The organism is Flavobacterium xinjiangense (assembly GCF_900142885.1).
Taxonomy (GTDB): domain Bacteria; phylum Bacteroidota; class Bacteroidia; order Flavobacteriales; family Flavobacteriaceae; genus Flavobacterium; species Flavobacterium xinjiangense.
In genome coordinates, this window is the sequence record NZ_FRCL01000019.1 from 17,154 (window position 1) to 35,379 (window position 18,226).

At 34.8% G+C, this 18,226-nt stretch carries 15 protein-coding genes; 10 read left to right on the forward strand and 5 right to left on the reverse strand.

What is annotated here, in order from left to right:
- Positions 1 to 76: 76 nt before the first annotated feature.
- The 6 genes from BUC23_RS16060 (at position 77) to BUC23_RS16085 (ending at position 9,013) form a co-directional block, all read left to right on the forward strand.
- Entirely contained in the window at positions 77 to 322 is a 246-nt protein-coding gene (locus BUC23_RS16060) for a FeoA family protein (RefSeq protein ID WP_073211342.1), read from the forward strand.
- Positions 316 to 2,418, forward strand: a complete 2,103-nt coding sequence (gene feoB / locus BUC23_RS16065) for a ferrous iron transport protein B (RefSeq protein ID WP_073211345.1) — start codon at positions 316 to 318, stop codon at positions 2,416 to 2,418. The genes BUC23_RS16060 and feoB overlap by 7 nt, the downstream gene beginning before the upstream one ends.
- A 6-nt stretch (positions 2,419 to 2,424) precedes the next feature.
- Positions 2,425 to 2,550 carry a FeoB-associated Cys-rich membrane protein gene (locus tag BUC23_RS16070; protein WP_073211348.1) on the forward strand — a complete coding sequence of 42 codons (126 nt, stop codon included), beginning with the start codon at positions 2,425 to 2,427 and terminating at the stop codon, positions 2,548 to 2,550.
- A 530-nt stretch (positions 2,551 to 3,080) separates the two neighbouring features.
- Positions 3,081 to 5,942, forward strand: a complete 2,862-nt coding sequence (locus BUC23_RS16075) for a TonB-dependent receptor (RefSeq protein WP_073211401.1) — start codon at positions 3,081 to 3,083, stop codon at positions 5,940 to 5,942.
- A gap of 72 nt (positions 5,943 to 6,014) precedes the next feature.
- Positions 6,015 to 6,536: a YfiR family protein gene (locus BUC23_RS16080; RefSeq protein ID WP_084538383.1), complete on the forward strand. Its 522-nt coding sequence runs from the start codon at positions 6,015 to 6,017 to the stop codon at positions 6,534 to 6,536.
- 23 nt (positions 6,537 to 6,559) lie between these two features.
- A complete protein-coding gene (locus BUC23_RS16085) occupies positions 6,560 to 9,013 on the forward strand; it encodes a PAS domain S-box protein (protein WP_084538384.1) in 2,454 nt (817 codons plus the stop codon).
- Between the two features lie 8 nt (positions 9,014 to 9,021).
- Here BUC23_RS16085 and BUC23_RS16090 read toward each other — a convergent pair whose 3' ends face one another.
- From BUC23_RS16090 to BUC23_RS16100, 3 genes are all read right to left on the reverse strand, one after another.
- A complete protein-coding gene (locus BUC23_RS16090; RefSeq protein WP_073211357.1) occupies positions 9,022 to 9,438 on the reverse strand; it encodes a hypothetical protein in 417 nt (138 codons plus the stop codon).
- A 46-nt stretch (positions 9,439 to 9,484) separates the two neighbouring features.
- Positions 9,485 to 10,138 carry a metal-dependent transcriptional regulator gene (locus BUC23_RS16095; RefSeq protein WP_073211359.1) on the reverse strand — a complete coding sequence of 218 codons (654 nt, stop codon included), beginning with the start codon at positions 10,136 to 10,138 and terminating at the stop codon, positions 9,485 to 9,487.
- Between the two features lie 104 nt (positions 10,139 to 10,242).
- Positions 10,243 to 12,114: an Nramp family divalent metal transporter gene (locus tag BUC23_RS16100; RefSeq protein WP_073211403.1), complete on the reverse strand. Its 1,872-nt coding sequence runs from the start codon at positions 12,112 to 12,114 to the stop codon at positions 10,243 to 10,245.
- 109 nt (positions 12,115 to 12,223) lie between these two features.
- Between BUC23_RS16100 and BUC23_RS16105 the strand changes: the two genes are divergently transcribed.
- The 4 genes from BUC23_RS16105 (at position 12,224) to BUC23_RS16120 (ending at position 16,668) form a co-directional block, all read left to right on the forward strand.
- Positions 12,224 to 14,482 (forward strand): TonB-dependent receptor, encoded by a 2,259-nt coding sequence (locus tag BUC23_RS16105; protein ID WP_139259945.1) that lies wholly within the window; start codon positions 12,224 to 12,226, stop codon positions 14,480 to 14,482.
- Positions 14,483 to 14,947, forward strand: a complete 465-nt coding sequence (locus tag BUC23_RS16110; RefSeq protein WP_073211361.1) for a thioredoxin family protein — start codon at positions 14,483 to 14,485, stop codon at positions 14,945 to 14,947.
- A 35-nt stretch (positions 14,948 to 14,982) separates the two neighbouring features.
- A complete protein-coding gene (locus BUC23_RS16115) occupies positions 14,983 to 16,134 on the forward strand; it encodes a lycopene cyclase family protein (RefSeq protein WP_073211363.1) in 1,152 nt (383 codons plus the stop codon).
- 123 nt (positions 16,135 to 16,257) lie between these two features.
- Entirely contained in the window at positions 16,258 to 16,668 is a 411-nt protein-coding gene (locus BUC23_RS16120; RefSeq protein ID WP_073211366.1) for a BrxA/BrxB family bacilliredoxin, read from the forward strand.
- Positions 16,669 to 16,762: 94 nt separating this feature from the next.
- Here BUC23_RS16120 and BUC23_RS16125 read toward each other — a convergent pair whose 3' ends face one another.
- Together BUC23_RS16125 and BUC23_RS16130 are read right to left on the reverse strand one after the other, a co-directional pair.
- Complete coding sequence (locus BUC23_RS16125; protein ID WP_073211370.1) at positions 16,763 to 17,341, reverse strand: PAS domain S-box protein; 579 nt, start codon at positions 17,339 to 17,341, stop codon at positions 16,763 to 16,765.
- On the reverse strand, positions 17,342 to 18,226 hold an 885-nt coding region (locus BUC23_RS16130), incomplete at its 5' end, for a PAS domain-containing protein (RefSeq protein WP_167365599.1).

Sequence of the window (18,226 nt, forward strand, 5' to 3'; positions counted from 1 at the left end):
TACAAAAATGATAATTATCATTTGTTTTGGCATTATAATATGTACTTTTGCAATCTTAATTCAATCTAAATAAGATTTGCGAACTACGATACATTCTCTCAAAAAAGGCGAAAAAGCTATTATCAAAGATTTTGATATTGACACCGTTCCATTGAAGCTATTAGAAATGGGTTGTTTGCCAGGAAACATGGTCGAATTACTTCAAATTGCTCCTTTTGGCGACCCTCTGTATTTGAACATCAATAATGGTTCCCATGTCGCAATACGCGTGGAAACGGCGAGAGAAATCGAAGTTGAAATAATCAAAACCAACTTATGGTAAGCAATCGCAACATTAACGTAGCTTTAATAGGAAACCCGAATGTAGGGAAAACTTCTGTTTTTAATCAATTGACCGGTTTAAACCAACAAGTGGGTAATTATCCTGGAATCACCGTTGAAAAAAAGATGGGATTTTGCAAGTTGCCCAACAATGTCAAAGCTAATATTCTGGATTTACCTGGTACATACAGCTTAAATGCAAGTTCCATTGACGAGAATGTTGTTATCGAATTACTACTGAATAAAAACGACAAATTATATCCAGACGTAGCCCTTGTGGTTACCGATGTAGAAAATTTGAAACGCAATTTATTGCTTTTCACCCAAATAAAAGATTTAGAAATCCCAACTATCTTAGTCATAAACATGGCTGATAGAATGGAATACAAAGGAATAACACTCGACATTCCTTATCTTGAAGAACACTTAAAAACTAAGATTGCACTGATTAGTTCCCGAAAAGGTTTTGGGATCGATGAGTTAAAAAAATTGATTGTCACTTACAAAACAATCTCCACAGAACCTTGTTTGAATGCATCCGGTATTGATCCTGAATATTTCAATACGTTACGCAAAACATTCCCAAATCAATTATTATATAAATTATGGTTGGTAATTACGCAGGATGTAAATTTCCTGAATTTAGATCGGAATGAAATAAGAAGTTCGTTAACCAAATCACACTCAGATTTGAAACGTTTGCAACAAAAAGAAACCATAAAACGCTATCAGTTTATCAATGATGTGCTGAAAGTAGGAATGAAAATAGATGAAACTGTCGCTAAAGATTTCCGTAGCAAACTGGATCGTGTCCTTACACATAAAGTTTGGGGTTACGTCATTTTCTTTATGATTCTGTTTGTGATTTTCCAATCTATTTTCGAATGGTCTAAAATACCAATGGATTTTATCGATAGTACTTTTGCTTCGCTGAGCACTCTTGCTGCTGAAAAATTGCCTGCCGGAGTTTTAACTAATTTAATTTCACAGGGAATCATTCCAGGAATCGGGGGGATTTTAATATTTATACCACAAATTGCCTTCTTATTTATGTTCATTTCCATTCTGGAAGAAAGTGGCTACATGAGTAGAGTAGTTTTCCTTATGGATAAAATCATGCGCAAATTTGGTTTGTCCGGTAAAAGCGTTGTGCCGCTTATTTCTGGAACAGCCTGTGCAATTCCCGCAATCATGGCGACCAGAAATATAGAAAACTGGAAAGAAAGATTAATCACTATTTTAGTAACACCTTTTACAACCTGCTCCGCAAGATTACCGGTTTACGCCATCATAATTGCCTTAGTAATTCCTGACACTCGTGTTTTTGGGATTTTGAATATGCAAGGAATGACCTTGATGTTGTTGTATCTATTGGGTTTTGGAATGGCAATTTTCTCGGCATACATCTTAAATAAAATTCTAAAAATAAAAGGAAAAACGTATTTTGTTGTCGAAATGCCCAATTATAAATTACCGCTTTTTAAGAACGTGGGAATTAATGTGATTGAAAAAACGAAGGCATTTGTTTTTGGCGCAGGTAAAATCATTTTGGCCATTTCAATCGTTCTATGGTTTTTAGCTTCTTATGGTCCTGGGGGAAATTTTAATAACGCAGAAACAATTGTTATTGAAAAAACGAAAGACAAACCTTTGTCAAAAACAGAATTTGAAAATGCAGTTGCTTCACAAAAATTAGAAAACTCCTATATTGGTCTAATGGGAAAAACAATCGAGCCTTCGATTTCTCCTTTAGGTTATGATTGGAAAATAGGCATTGCTATTATCAGTTCATTTGCGGCCAGAGAAGTATTTGTGGGAACATTAGCAACTATATACAGTGTTGGCGGAAGTGACAATGAAGTTACCATAAAAAACAAAATGGCTGCTGAAATCAATCCGGCAACCGGAGAGAAGATATTCAATTTTGCATCTGGAATATCATTATTATTGTTTTATGCCTTTGCATTGCAATGTGCCAGCACACTCGCCATCACAAAAAAAGAAACCAATAGCTGGAAATGGCCTTTAGGACAACTAATTTTCATGAGTGGCTTTGCTTACGTTGTAGCATTAATTGCCTATCAAATTCTAAAATAAACTAGTATGGATATTCAAGAAATCATTGCCTTTATTGCACTTGCAATTGCACTAGCTTTTTTAATTAGAAAATTCTTCTTGAAGAAAAAATCTAAAAAAAATTGTGGCGATGATGATTGTGGCTGTCATTAAAATTGTTTTCTAAATTTCAGTACTGATCACCACACTAACTTCGCTAATTTTAAAAATACAAGTCCGCATAAGTTTTTCCTAAAAAACTAAAAATCTAACCTTTTATTTAAGCTATTTGATATAAATTAACTAAATTTACATAGCATAAAAGTGTTAGTTTTAGACTAAAAATCAGTCACTTCCATTTTTAAATTTTCAAAATAATGGCCTCTGATTTGAATTTGAATTTATTAACCATTTTGTACATAATTTCAGGGCTTTTAGCTATACTCCTTCGTGGCAATTGCAATTAAATAAATATAACTAAATTGGTAATTGACATCTTCTAATCATTTAAAGGAGAAAACTATAAGAAACCTCGATTTAATACCTATTCATTATGAAAAAAGCAAACTGTTTTTTTTTATAATTATTCCATTCATTGGTCAATATTCCACTAAATTATTTATTTAAGTGGCTCATTGGATACTTCTTACATTTATTATGTTGCAATTGATTTCAAGTCAAAAATGAACCAATATCAACTAATCATGAAAAAGTTTGCGTTATTACTATTTACACTAAACGTCACATTTCTTTTTGCTCAAAAAGAGATTAGTGGTTTTGTTATAGATAACGCCGGTATGCCTTTGTCTGGAGTTAATATTATTGAAAAGGGAACTAACAACAACGTTTCTAGCGATATTAATGGGGCCTATCTTATTACTGTAAAAGAAGGAGCTACTTTGGTCTTTAGTTACTTTGGCTTTTCAAAACAAGAATACGAAACGACTGAATCTACTTTAAATGTTGTCTTTTCTGAAGGTGATGGACAAAGCGCTAGCAACGTAATCATCACCGGTACAAGAACTGCGCCCAGAAGCAACACTACAACTGCCCTTCCTATTGATGTATTGTCGTCTTCAGAAATAACATCAACGGGACAAATCACTTTTGATAAAGTATTACAATACAAAATCCCCTCTTTCAACACGGTTCAAACTCCTGTAAATGATGCCACTTCGTTACTTGACCCTTATGAAATTAGAAATATGGGACCCAGCCGAACCCTGCTACTTGTTAACGGAAAACGGAAAAACTTGAGTGCTCTACTTTATGTCCAAACATCACCAGGTCAGGGAGAAACCGGCGCTGATCTCTCTGCGATCCCAATTGACGCTATCGAACGCGTCGAGATTCTGCGTGATGGAGCGTCACCACAATATGGCTCTGACGCCATTGCCGGGGTAATAAATGTTATTTTAAAAAAAACGACCGATAATGGATCCGCAACAGTACGAACAGGAATTACGGCTGAAGGCGATGGCGAAATCCTAGGAGTGAGTTTAAACAACGGATCTACAGTAGGCGAAAAAGGTTTTGTTAATTATACTTTAGATTTTTCCAAAGTAAACCTAGCAAACAGACCCGGAAAAGTAGATGCAGAAGGCGATTTTAATGATTTTGTTAAAATAAACCCAACTGCATATCGAAGCTATGTTAACACTGACAATACTCTTGGAGGTACCGATATAACCGGAATGAATGATAATCAAATCAATACTGTTTTTGAAGATTACAAAGGCACTCCCGACTATAATACCAAATTCTCCACTATAAATCAAGGGAACATCACTGGACGAAAAGCCGTCGATGATTTTTTAAGAGAAAAACCGGACGGCGGCAACATCAATGGTTCTCCGGAAACAGCGGCCATAAAATTTGAGATAAATGGCAACTTTAATTTATCCAATGAAACCCAACTGTATTATAATGCTGCTTATGCATACAAAAAAGTAAACTCGTTTGCGAACTACAGAACGCCTTATTGGAGATCCATAAAAAACCCATTTGAAAATAGCAGTATTCCAAATTGGAGTATTTCCTCTGTTTATCCGACCTATTTAAAAGATTTCTTTGGTGATGGCACAGTGGGCTCCTACAAAGGATACCATCCTACATTTACTGGAGACTTGAACGATTATAATGCCACCTTAGGGTATGTATCCATTAGAAACGGATGGAACGTTGATTCCAGCATAACATTTGGCGGTAATTCGCAAATTTACACGGTAGAAAACTCCCAAAACAGATCAGCTACAAAAGACTCTGGCGGAACAAATATCTACCGGGAGAACAGTCCCATATCATTTAAACCTGGAGGAGCTTCATTTAAACATATTGTGGGCAACTTGGACATTTCTAAAATACTATCTGATAAAATAAGTGTGGGTTTTGGATCAGAGGTCAGAACTGAAACCTTTATAATTACCGAAGGTGATAAGGCTTCATGGGATGAAGAAGGTGCGGACTCATTCTCTGGCAACAGACCAGAAAATTCAGGAAAATGGAATCGCTATAATTTAGGGGGTTATTTTGATTTAGCATACGATTTCAATAAAGATCTCTTCGTAAACGGTACCATTCGTTATGAAAACTACAGTGACTTCGGGTCAGCAACTGTTTGGAAATTAAGCTCCAGATATAAATTTAACAAAGATAAAATCACGCTAAGAGGCTCGGTTTCTACTGGTTTTAGAGCACCCACATTACATCAAATTTTCTCGCAAAAATCACAAAATTCCTTTGTAGCTGGTCAGGGCATACAAATAAACGGATTGATAAATAATATTTCAGCACAAGCACGACTTTTAGGAATACCCAAATTAGACGCAGAAAAATCAATTAATATCTCCGTTGGTGTTGGAGCCAAACCTTTAAAAAACATAAATTTCACAATAGACTATTACAACATTAAAGTAAAAGACCGAATTATCTTGGGAGACAATGTAGCCACTCAATTTGGAAGCGTTGCCTGGTTTGAAAACTCCTTTAATTCCAGAACGTCAGGCGTCGACGCCGTTATGAATTACGGTCCAATAAAACTAGGAATAACTGAAATAGGATTCAATTTATCAGGAAACGTAACATTAGAAAACAAAAGAATTTCACCGGTTGCCAGTACAAATTTTGGGGCTACACTAAATGCTTTGATGTTTACCTCCAGACCCAAAACAAAATGGATTTTGGGCGCCAATTATAAAATTAAAAAATATGATTTGTCCCTTAACAACACTTATTTTGGAAAAACAACATTCAAACAAGAGGGTTTAGATTCCAATTTAAGAACGGAATTTACTCCAAAACTAGTTACTGATTTAGGAATTAATTATGCTGCGACTGATAAATTAACAGTGGCTATCAACATCAATAATTTGTTTAACGTATTGCCTCAATGGAAATTTAAGGCAGAAAATGCTGCCGGCACAACAATTTTAAATGATTCAGCGCAAGTCAAATCACAATTTAACCTGATTACATTCAATGGCCGTTATTCTCAAATGACCTACGAAGGATATCACTTTAGCCAACTGGGAACTTTGTTCAATTTGTCATTAAATTATAAATTTTAAAATTAGCTTTTTTTAAAAAAACAGCATTAATTTTTCCAATTCACGTATAAACTTCTTTAAAAATAAAATGTCATGACACTTACAAATTACATCTTTTTTTGGGGAGTAATCATCACAATGATGGTAGGAAATCCAATAGAGGCACAAGAGAGTGCCGGGGGAAAGGAATATGCTTTAAAAGCTGCTTTTCTGTATCGTTTTATAGATTATGTTAATTGGAAAGATTATTCCAAAAATCAAACTTTTAAGATAGCCATTCTAGAAGAAAGTCCAATTACCGCCTCCTTACAAGGTACCCCTAAAACTAAAAAAATTGAGATTAAGGAATATAAAAATTTAGACGAGATCAGCTTTTGTAACATTCTGTTTGTTCCTTACAACAGTACCATCCCAATTGAAACCATTCTCTCTAAATTTTCAGGAAAGCCAGTACTGATTGTAACAGAGCGAAATGGAAATGGAAAAAAAGGGGCGCATATGAATTTTGTCATAGTCGACAATAAATTAAAATTTGAAGTAAATCTAAAAGCAATAAATAAAGCCGGAATTGGCATCAGTTCGTTTCTATTACAACATGCCATTATTGTCCAATAATAATAATACTAAAAACATTATAAATGATGAATCTACGCAATATCTCGATTAAGAATAAACTGGTACTAATGCAGGTTTTTACCTCGGCGTTTGTATTAGGAATTTGTATTACCGCTTTTGTACTTATAGACATTAAAGGATTCAAGGACCGGAAAGTTGTCAGTTCAATTGCTATTGCCCAAGTGGTAGGCTTTAATAGTGTTTCCGCTTTAGAATTTCTTGATAATGCTGCGGCAAATAAAATCCTATCGGAACTAAAAGTGCAAAATGATCTTTTAAATGCAAATATATTGGACAGAAAAGGAAAAGTCTTTGCATCCTACGCTAAAAAGGGATCCAATCCAAATTATCAGTTTGCTGTACCTGTGATGGATCAAAAAAGCTTCTTGTTTACCAATAAAAATCTTTTTGTTTACAGCAAGATCAAAAAAGATAATAAAACAATAGGATTAGTATGCATCCGCTTTGAATTATCGGAATTGAATAAAATAAAAATGGATGTTTTGAGTCTGGGAGTTGTTTTATTACTTGTAGGGATAGGACTCGCATTTTTAATTGCCATTATTATAAAAAAATACATATCAAAACCTTTGCTGAACTTGGTAAAAGTCATACAACAGATAAAGGATACTAATGATTACACAACCCGCATGGTGGTTGAAGGGAAAGACGAAATCAGTATTCTTTCTTTGGGACTTAATGACATGCTTTCCACTATTGAGAAAAGGGATAATGAAGTAGCACAATCCAAAGAACAGTTAAATGAACAAAACACACTTTTACAATCCGTTATTCAAAATATGGGTGATGGATTAGTCGTTGCTGATGAGAATGGAAAATTCATCATTTGGAATCCTGCATCTGAAAAAATAATTGGAATTGGACTGCTCGATATACCCGAAGAGAGATGGGCTGACACTTATGGCATATTTTGGCCTGATACTAAAACTATTTTAGCTACTGATGACCTTCCTATAGTAAAAGCGCTGCATGGCGAAGAGGTGGACGACATGGAAATATTTGTACAAAATTATAAAAAAACCGAAGGCAATTTTGTCGTGATATCTGCCAGACCCTTAAAAGACTCCGCTGGCAAGATCAATGGTGCTGTGGCGGTTTTTCATGATATCACGGAACGAAAAAATTCGGAAAATGAAATCAAAAAACTAAATGAGGAACTGGAACAAAAAGTGACCGAGCGTACTGCTCAACTAGCAGAAGCCATAGAAACCCTTCGTAAAAGCGAAGAAAAATATCGTGAAATTGTTGAAAACATAAGTGATGTAGTGCATACTTCTGATTACAAAGGTTACTTTACCTATATCAATCCTGCCTGTAAAAAACTAACTGGTTACTCTCAAGATGAACTTATAGGTAAACATTTTTCAGAGCTGGTTGCTCCAGAGTGGAAAGACCGTGTGGCGGAGTTCTATCTAAATCAATTTAAAAATAAAGTAGATGAAACCATATTTTCATTTCCCATTCTTACCAAATCAAGAGAACTAAAATGGGTAGAACAAACGGTGATGCAGTTAAGAGAAGGAAATAGGATAACTGGCCATAAATCTATTCTGAGAGATATTACGGAACGCAAAGCTGCTGAACAAAAACTTAAAGAAAGCGAAGGTCAATTGCAAACTATATTTAACGAGGCGCCAGATGCTTTGATTGTAATAAATGACGAAGGAATCATCATGAGATGGAATCCGCAAGCCGAAAAAATATTTGGCTGGACAATTATAGAAGCCTTAGGCAAAAAAATGCATGAATTAATTATGCCAAAACAACATAGAGAGAATCATTTAAAAGGACTTCAACATTTTATAGACACCGGAGAAGGACCTATCCTTAATAAAACATTTGAAACCACAGCAATCAACAAACAAAATATTGAGTTTGATATTGAGTTGACGGTATCACAAGCTACCATTTTAGGCAAATACATTTTCATTGCTTTTGTTAAAGACATTTCAATAAGCAAAAAACTGGAGGACGAGAAAATAGAAGCCGATAAATTAGTGCGTCTTAACGAATTAAAATTGAAATTGATATTAGAGAATATTGGTGAGGGCATTATTGTTACTGACAGCCAAAAAAGAATTGTTTTATCCAATCATATGGCGGAAGAAATTATAGGGATTAAACAAGACTCCTCAGCCCCCACTACTCTGGATTGGTCCACTAAATATAATTTATATTATCCTGACGAAAAAACCGTTTTCCCTGCCCAAAACCTTCCTCTGGACAAAGCTTTAAAAGGAGAGTCAACTGATGATGTTGAAATAATAATTGAAGATTCAGAAACTAAAACTAAAAAACGGGTTGTCATTAGTGGCAGACCAATAATCGATGAAAACAATTATGTTATAGCAGCAGTTGCTAATATAAAAGACATCACCTATTACAAAGAACTGGAAGTAGCTCTTGAAGAAAGTGAGCAGAAATACCGAAAATTAATTGGTTTTAAAAAGGGATAAAATCAGACTTACTTTATATACCCAATTTTAATATAATAGTCTTTTTTGTTAACCACTACACCTTGCTTCGGATAAGGAAAAACACCCACAGTTTTTATTTTTCGCTGCTTTACAGGAAGATATTTAGAAAACCACTGTTTATTTTCCTCTATGTTTTTCATCGAAAAGACAATCGTGTTATCCTCAACTAATTTTGAATCTTTATAGACTGATACAATGACCGAAGCCTCACCAGCCCAAACACAGGCCAGTCCCTCCGGACAACGGGAATCACTTACTAAATCTTTCAAAACAATTTGATACCCACTTTTTTTAAGGCATTTCTTTTGGGTGATTTTTACATATTTAATAGATTCTTTTGGCGTGTTTTGTGCAAATGCCAGAGAATTAAAGATGATTAGAAATAACAGTAATAACTTTTTCATAATTGATGTTTTTAATTTAGTTCTTTCAAAGATAACGCCAAATTTCCTAATTCAATTTCACAAAAAGATTACTGGCAATTTTATTTGAAATCGTCAAATCATTAGTATCTACTTTTATTTTTACTGAAAGGTCGAAACTTTCCTTCGCTATGATCTCAATTTTAGAGCCCAATGCAATTCCTTGTTTATCTAGATATTTAAGAAATTCCGAAGAAGTGTCTTTTACGCCAACACATATTCCTATTTGATTTTCATGTAATTCAGAAAGCAGTTGCTTTTCAATTTTGATGATTCGTCCGTTCACATCCGGAATAGGATCACCATGTGGATCCTCTGTTGGGTTTCCCAGAAAATCATCGAGTTTATTGATGAGTTTTTCGGATTTTATGTGTTCCAATTGTTCTGCGATATCATGCACTTCATCCCAAGAAAAATCAAGTTTTTCGACCAAAAAAACTTCCCAAAGACGATGTTTCCTAACAATCATTTTTGCAGACAGTTTCCCCTTTTCAGTAAGGGAAACCCCTTGGTATTTTTTATAATTAACTAAGTCTTTTTCGGCTAATTTCTTAAGCATATCAGTAACTGACGATGCTTTGGTTTCCATTTTTTCGGCAATCGCATTGGTGCTTATTTCTGAATCCGAAATAATAGTTAAATGATATATCGTTTTAAGATAGTTTTCCTCTGAAAAAGTCATTTGATTTTATATTGATGATTAAGGTGTTCTATTTTTTTTAGCCCCAAGCAGCTAACTGGCATGGTAAATAACTTCTAATTCTGAAGCAAATTCACTACAAAAATTTAATTTTTCACTATAAGTAATGGAATAGAAATTTTATGTCTCAATTTGTCAACGGTAGTTCCAAAAATTAAATCTTTGAAGCCGGTGTGACCATGGGTCCCCATAACCAAAATATCAAATTGTCCTTCATTAATAATTTTTGGAATTACAACATTTGGTTTTCCAAACCCTAATTTAGTTACTACGCTAAATCCTTTTTCTGATAACATTTCTTTATATTCATTCAGTAATTTTTCGTCTATCAAAGTTTCATGATCGTCAATATTTTCACCATAAACCATTGCTCCCACTGTTTCTACCACGTGAATTAACGTATATTTTGCATCAATCCCCCCTAGTTGAAAAGCGTTATTCAACGCAACTTCATCGGCGTTAGAGAAATCTACAGCAACGGCAATATTGTTTTTAGTGTAGGTTCCAGATTTAGAAAATTGCAGTTTTAAATTATGTGGTGAATGATTTAAAATGCTAATTTTTGTTTTGGCGATAAATGGTTTTAAAACAATGTATATCAACAATATCAGGAATCCAAAAGCTAATGGAACAACCGTAAACCATAATAGTAATGGATTTTTTGAAGTTTCAAGCCAGCCGTTTATTTCATCAAAAACCAGTTTGGCATTTAGCGAAACAATAATCGTGGCAACAATCCAAGAAGCAATTTGGGTCACTCTACCAATGTGAAACCCTTTCATTTTTGATTTATCGCTCACAAAATGTATCAACGGAATAATAGCAAAACCCAATTGTAAACTCAAAATAACCTGGCTTAAAATCAGCAATTTTCCTGTTACGCTTTCGCCAAAAATAGAAATTACAATTACCGCTGGAACGATAGCGATTAATCGGGTGATTATTCTTCTAACCCACGGTTGGATTCGTAAATTCAAATAGCCTTCCATAATAATTTGTCCGGCCAATGTTCCGGTAACAGTGGAACTTTGTCCGGCCGCAATCAAGGCCACAGCAAATAATATAGGCGCCCATTTACTCCCTAAAAGCGGTGCTAAAAATCGGTGCGCATCCTGAATCTCGGCGACTTCGTACATACCATTTTTATAAAATGTGGCTGCTGCCAATATTAAAATAGCTGCATTTACAAAAAAGGCTAGATTCAATGCAATTGTGGAATCAATGAAATTATATTTTAAAGCTTGCTTGATTCCTGCTTTGCTTCTGTCGAAGTTCCTGGTTTGTACTAGTGAAGAATGCAGGTATAAATTGTGCGGCATTACCGTTGCCCCAATAATTCCAATCGCAATATATAGCGCCGCTTCATTAGGCATCGATGGGATCAAACCATATATAACCTTTCCCATTTCCGGCTGTGCAAAAATCATTTCAAAAATAAAGGAAAAACCAATTATTGCTACTAAAACAATAATAAATGCCTCCATTTTACGGATGCCTTTATTGATTAAAAACAGTAATAAAAAAGTGTCTAAAACCGTAATAATCACCCCTTCGATAAGTGGAATATCAAATAATAAATTGATACCGATTGCCATTCCTAATACTTCGGCAAGATCACAGGCCGCTATAGCAATTTCGGCGAGGAAATACAATATATAATTGATGAACGGTGAATAGGTTTCTCGTGAGGCTTGTGCCAAATCGCGTTGGGTAACAATCCCAAGTCGGGCACTTAAACTTTGCAGCAGCAAAGCCATCATATTACTCATTAGTAAAACCCATAGCAAGGCATAACCAAACTGGCTTCCACCCGCAATATCCGTCGCCCAGTTTCCGGGATCCATATAACCAACGCTAATTAAATAGGCCGGTCCGAAAAAAGCTAATATTTTCCTGAATACTGATTTCTTGTTTTGTGTGACTACCGATCCGTGAACTTCTTCTAAAGATTTTCCCATGGCTGAATTTAAATTATTGATACAAAAGTAATTAAAAAATTTGTTTTGCAAAATATAATTTTTAGCTTTGCCTAAAATTAATTTAAGTATAGTGAAAAATTTATTTGTTATGTGTTTTTTTCTTGTTGTGAATTTTAGCCAAGCACAAGAAAACTCTTTAGTATCGGGACTCGTTTCATCAGAGAAGAAAGGTGTTTCGGAAGCAAGTATTGCCATAATGGGAACTAATTATAAAACTGAAACAGACAGCTTAGGAAAATATAAACTACAGAATATCCCAGAAGGAAATTATAAAATTCAGGTTATAGCAAATAATTTTCAGACAGTCAGAAAAAACATAATTGTAAAAAAAAATGAAAATACAATTGTGGACTTTGAACTTTCCAATACTGAAAACCAACTCAACGAAGTGGTAGTGTCAGGAACCTTGAAAGCGGTAAAAAGATTAGAAAGCGCCGTTCCTGTTGAAGTCTATTCTCCAATATTTTTTAAAAAAAATCCTACGGCAAGTATTTATGAAGCATTGCAAAACGTAAATGGAGTCCGACCGCAACTTAATTGTGGAGTTTGTAATACCGGTGACATTCACATTAACGGGCTGGAAGGTCCCTATACGCTGGTTTTAATAGACGGAATGCCAATTGTAAGCAGTTTATCAACAGTATACGGATTATCAGGAATTCCAAATTCCTTGGTAGAAAGAATTGAAATTGTAAAAGGACCTGCATCCTCATTATACGGCAGTGAAGCGGTGGGTGGTTTGATTAATATCATCACTAAAAACCCACTAAATGCGCCGATATTCTCCGCGGATGTTTTTACCACTTCTTGGCTTGAAACTAATGTTGACTTAGGAGTAAAATGGAATGTTGGCAAAAAAGCAACGGCATTGTTAGGACTGAATTATTTCAAGTACAACAATAGGATTGACAACGATAAGGATGGATTTACTGATGTTTCGCTCTCAGACCGAATTTCACTTTTTCAAAAATGGACTTTTGACCGAAATGAAAACAGATTGTTCACTATTGCGGCACGTGCTGTATATGAAGATCGTTTTGGCGGAGATATGCGCTGGGAGAAAAAACACCGTGGAGGAGACGAAATTTACGGTGAAAGCATCTACACAAAACGAGCAGAACTGCTGGGAAGTTATCAATTGCCATTTCAAGAGAAATTGATGCTTTCGTTTTCTGGAAACGTACATTATCAAGACAGTCGCTACGGTTTAACAAATTATATTGCCAATCAAAAAATTGGTTTTATGCAATTAACCTGGGATAAGAAATTAGGAAAAAATGATATGCTCGCTGGAATTGCGGCCAGGTATAATTATTATGACGACAACACACCTGCAACATCAGTTTCAGGTGAAAACAATCCAGAGAAAACCTGGCTACCTGGTATTTTTGTTCAGGATGAAATTACATTCACTGAAAAACAAAAACTATTATTAGGGATTCGTTATGATTACAACTCATTTCACGGGAGTATTTTGACACCACGCGTAGCCTATAAATGGAAATTGAACGACAATAATATTCTTCGTTTGAATGCCGGAACGGGTTTTAGAGTAGTCAATCTATTTACCGAAGACCATGCTGCCTTAACCGGTGCGCGTGAAATTGTAATTGCCAATAACTTGAAACCGGAACAATCGATAAATGCAAATTTAAATTATATCAAGAAAATAAATTTCAGCAATGGAACATTTATCGGAATCGAAACAGCCCTTTTCCATACCCGATTCAGCAATAAAATTGTTTCCGATTACAAAACTGACCCCAATAAAATAATTTACGATAACATCAACGGATACGCCATAAGTCAAGGGATTAGCACAAATATAGACGTCAATTTCCCAAATGGATTAAAGATTATAACAGGCGCTTCCATTCTTAATAATAAAAATGTTGAAAACGGAGTAAAAGAAACTCCCTTTCTAACCGAAAATTTTACCGCAACCTGGAGCATATCGTATAAAATAAAAACTATTGATTTAAATATTGACTATACCGGGAATGTTTATATACCAATGAAATTGCCATTATTAAGTGCTTTAGATCCTAGAAGTCCAAATTCACCGTGGTACAGTTTACAAAACGTACAACTTACCTATTCTGGTTGGAAAAGTTTTGAGCTCTATGCCGGAATTAAAAACATTTTGAATTTTCTTCCAAAACAGAATAATCCGTTTTTGATTTCCAGAACAAATGACCCTTTTGACAAAAATGTAGAATATGACACTAACGGACAAGTGCTGGTAACGCCTCAAAACCCTTACGGATTGACGTTTGACACTACTTATGTTTATGGACCTAACCAAGGAATTCGCAGCTTTTTTGGGCTGCGCTATAATTTAAAATAAATGAGAAAAAAACTTCTTTTACTGTTGTTATTTGGGGTGATTCCATCTGGTTTTGCGCAGCTAAACTTGGTCTCCTTTGAACAAATAGACAGTCTACAAAATATTGAGAAAAGAAAAGTTGTCATTTTTATTCATACAGATTGGTGTCAATTTTGTCATGCGATGAAAAACACAACTTTCAAAAATGAAAACATCATAAAGGAATTAAACGATAATTTTTATTTTATAGATTTTAATGCGGAAGAAAAACGAACGATTGTCTTTAACAAAGCCACTTTTATATTTAAATCAACTGGAAATACTTCAGGAATTCATGAACTGGCGATACAATTAGGAACCATTAACAAACAGCTGAATTATCCCGCTTTATGCATTTTAGATAGTGAAAACGAAATCATTTTTCAACACAACAACTACATAAAACCGAAAGAGTTTAAACTAATTTTAGAGAAACTAAAAGAATAAATTGTCTATTTTTGGGGTAAATGTCAAATTTATCAATGAAACACTTCGATTACATCTTTACTGGAACTGGCCTGTCTGCTTTGATGACCGTTTACAAAATGGTACTTTCAGGAAAATTCAGAGAGAAAAATATTCTACTTATTGATGAAGATACTAAAAAAGCGAATGACAGAACCTGGTGTTTCTGGGCAAAAGAAGAAGTGATTTGGGAAAAATCGATTTCAAAAAAATGGAATTCGGCACTGTTTGCCAATGAAGACTTTCATAGAGATTTAGATTTAAAACCATATCAATACAACATGGTGAAAGGCTTGGATTTTTACAACCAAGTATTTGATTTGATTTCGAAACAAGAAAACATCACTTTCCTCAACCAAAAAGTATTGGCAATTGAAGAATCCGAAAATATAATTCTGATACAAACTGCCGCTGAAAGTTTCTCCTGTTCAAAACTATTTAATAGCATTTACAACAACCAGAAAGTTGCAAATCAATCTAAATATCCTATTTTACAGCAGCATTTTATTGGTTGGTTTATCAAAAGTGAACAAACAGTTTTCAATACGGAACAAGCTACTTTCATGGATTTTTCGGTAGAGCAAAAAGGGAACACCCGTTTTATGTATGTATTGCCTACTTCCAGAAACGAAGCTTTACTGGAATACACTTTGTTTTCGCACAACCATTTAAAGACCGAAGAATACGAAACCGAAATCAAAAATTACATCCAAAAACTTGGGATTACCAATTACGAAATCATCGAAAAAGAACAAGGCAGCATCCCCATGACCTGTTATCCTTTCTGGAAATTAAACACCAAAAACGCAATCAATATAGGGACTTCCGGAGGATGGACAAAAGCCAGCACGGGTTATACCTTTAAAAATTCTGATAAAAAATCCACTGAATTGGTTGCGTTTCTACAACGGGAAACCGACTTTACAAAATTTCATAAAAAAACTAAATTCTGGTTTTATGATTTGTTATTATTGGATATTTTAGATCGGAAAAATGAATTGGGTTCCGCCATTTTCACTTCCATGTTCAGAAAAGGAAATCCAACTTTAATTTTCAAATTTCTAGACGAAGAAACTTCATTAAAAGAAGATAGTCAGGTCATTCTAAAATGCCCTAAAATGTTATTTATTAAAGCTGTTTTTCATGTCGTTTTCAAAACAATGAAATAACAATCAAACTATAACAAAACTTTATAATTCAACTTCTATTCTTGAATGTAAACTTTGTAACTTTGCAAGCCCGTAGTTTCGGGATAAACAAAAAAAACGTTAACCTTTTTAAATAAAAAAGATATGTATCCAGAAGAAATGGTAAAACCAATGCGTGCTGAATTAACTGACGCAGGTTTTCAAGAATTACATACAGCTGACGCAGTTGAAAACGCAATAAAATCTGAAGGAACCACTCTTGTAGTAGTAAATTCTGTTTGTGGTTGCGCAGCAAGAAATGCACGTCCAGGAGCAAAAATGAGCCTAGACAACGCTAAAAAACCAGCTCATTTAATTACGGTTTTTGCAGGTGTTGACAAAGACGCGGTAGATGCAGCTAGAGGATTTATGTTTCCTTTTCCTCCATCATCGCCAAGCATCGCTTTGTTCAAAGACGGTGAATTGGTTCACATGTTAGAGCGTCACCACATTGAAGGTCGCCCGGCAGAATTAATCGCTGAAAACCTGAAAGATGCTTTCAACGAGTATTGTTAATTCAATAACAAGAAATAAAAAACCACGATTCGCATTCTCTGAATCGTGGTTTTTTTTTGGAAATATTTATTGGTTTCGTTTCTATTAACAAACCTCAAATGACGGTATCGCCTCCTTTTTTAAAACCTATTAATTGTCTGTATTTTGATTCGGTTTCTTTTAATTCTTCTTCTAATTGTTTGTATTTACTGATGTCTTTTATAGTGAGAACAACTGCAACTACTTTTTCATTCTGATCGACCAATGGTCTTCCACTAATAAGAATACGCTTCTTTTCCTTTGTAGCCGGATCCAAAAGCACAATATCAATATCATCTGTCGATTCCCCTTTTAACGCACGCTCCATAGGTAAGTTTTGGGAAGGAAAAATAGTTTTTTCATCCGGGTAATAGATCTCAAAATGGTTTATTATATTCGCTGATATTTCATCATCTTGTTCAATTCCAAAAAATTCATTGGCCATATTATTTACCAATACTATTTTTTGATCTGAATTGGCAACAATAACACCCTCACTTAAATTTTCTAAGATCAATCGTAACTTTTCCTCATTTTCATAAAGTTCATTTGTTACCGCTTGCTGTTCTTCTTCTAATTTAATCTGCTCCGAAATATCTCGTGTAACGGAATACAATACGCCTTGCTGCAAATCAAAATTACTATGCCAATCCAATCATTTGTATGTTCCGTCTTTACAAAGTACACGATCTCTGAAATTCACAACCGGTTCTCCCTTTAAAAGCTTCGCAAACATCTCATTGGCAACACCTTTATCATCAGGATGTGTTAAGTCAGTGAATTTTATCTTATCCAAATCTTTTTCATCATAACCCAGTGTTTTAGTAAAAGCCGGATTGATTTTGATGAAATGCTCTTCTTTTGCAACCGTAAGGATGTCAAATGCCAAATTAAAAAACTTGCCTGCCATTTTTAAGGACCCTTCGTTTTCAACTATTTCAGTAACATCACGAGCCACCGCATACATTATTCCGGTTTTAATATCAACGGTACTGGACCAATCCAACCATTTATAGGACCCGTCTTTACAACGTGCGCGAGCACGGTGATTGACCATGGATTCCCCTTTTTTCAATTTATTAATGGCATCAATATAAGCATTGGCATCATCAGGATGGGCAATAGATAAAAATGGTTTGCCGTCCATTTCTTTTTGATCGTAGCCCAGATTTCTGGTGAAGGCCGGATTTACTTTTTCAAAATACTCCCCTTTTGCTACCACAAGCATGTCATAAGACATATTAAAAAACGTGTCTGCCATTTTTAAGGATTTTTCATTTTCAACTATCTCAGTAACATCACGAGCCACTGCATACATTGTTCCAGTTTTAATATCAATAGTACTGGACCAATCTAACCATTTATAGGATTCGTCTTTGCAACGGGCACGGGCCCTGTGATTGACCATGGATTCCCCTTTTTTCAATTTATTAATGGCATCAACATAGGCATTAGCATCATCAGGATGGGCAATAGACAAAAATGGCTTGCCGTCCATTTCCTTTTGATCGTAGCCAAGATTTCTGGTGAAGGCTGGATT

Coding starts and splice junctions, on each gene's coding strand:
- feoB (WP_073211345.1), top strand. CDS start 316: ATGGTAAGCAATCGCAACATTAACGTAGCTTTAATAGGAAACCCGAAT.
- BUC23_RS16070 (WP_073211348.1), top strand. CDS start 2,425: ATGGATATTCAAGAAATCATTGCCTTTATTGCACTTGCAATTGCACTA.
- BUC23_RS16075 (WP_073211401.1), top strand. CDS start 3,081: ATGAAAAAGTTTGCGTTATTACTATTTACACTAAACGTCACATTTCTT.
- BUC23_RS16080 (WP_084538383.1), top strand. CDS start 6,015: ATGACACTTACAAATTACATCTTTTTTTGGGGAGTAATCATCACAATG.
- BUC23_RS16085 (WP_084538384.1), top strand. CDS start 6,560: ATGATGAATCTACGCAATATCTCGATTAAGAATAAACTGGTACTAATG.
- BUC23_RS16090 (WP_073211357.1), bottom strand. CDS start 9,438: ATGAAAAAGTTATTACTGTTATTTCTAATCATCTTTAATTCTCTGGCA.
- BUC23_RS16095 (WP_073211359.1), bottom strand. CDS start 10,138: ATGACTTTTTCAGAGGAAAACTATCTTAAAACGATATATCATTTAACT.
- BUC23_RS16100 (WP_073211403.1), bottom strand. CDS start 12,114: ATGGGAAAATCTTTAGAAGAAGTTCACGGATCGGTAGTCACACAAAAC.
- BUC23_RS16105 (WP_139259945.1), top strand. CDS start 12,224: ATGTGTTTTTTTCTTGTTGTGAATTTTAGCCAAGCACAAGAAAACTCT.
- BUC23_RS16110 (WP_073211361.1), top strand. CDS start 14,483: ATGAGAAAAAAACTTCTTTTACTGTTGTTATTTGGGGTGATTCCATCT.
- BUC23_RS16115 (WP_073211363.1), top strand. CDS start 14,983: ATGAAACACTTCGATTACATCTTTACTGGAACTGGCCTGTCTGCTTTG.
- BUC23_RS16120 (WP_073211366.1), top strand. CDS start 16,258: ATGTATCCAGAAGAAATGGTAAAACCAATGCGTGCTGAATTAACTGAC.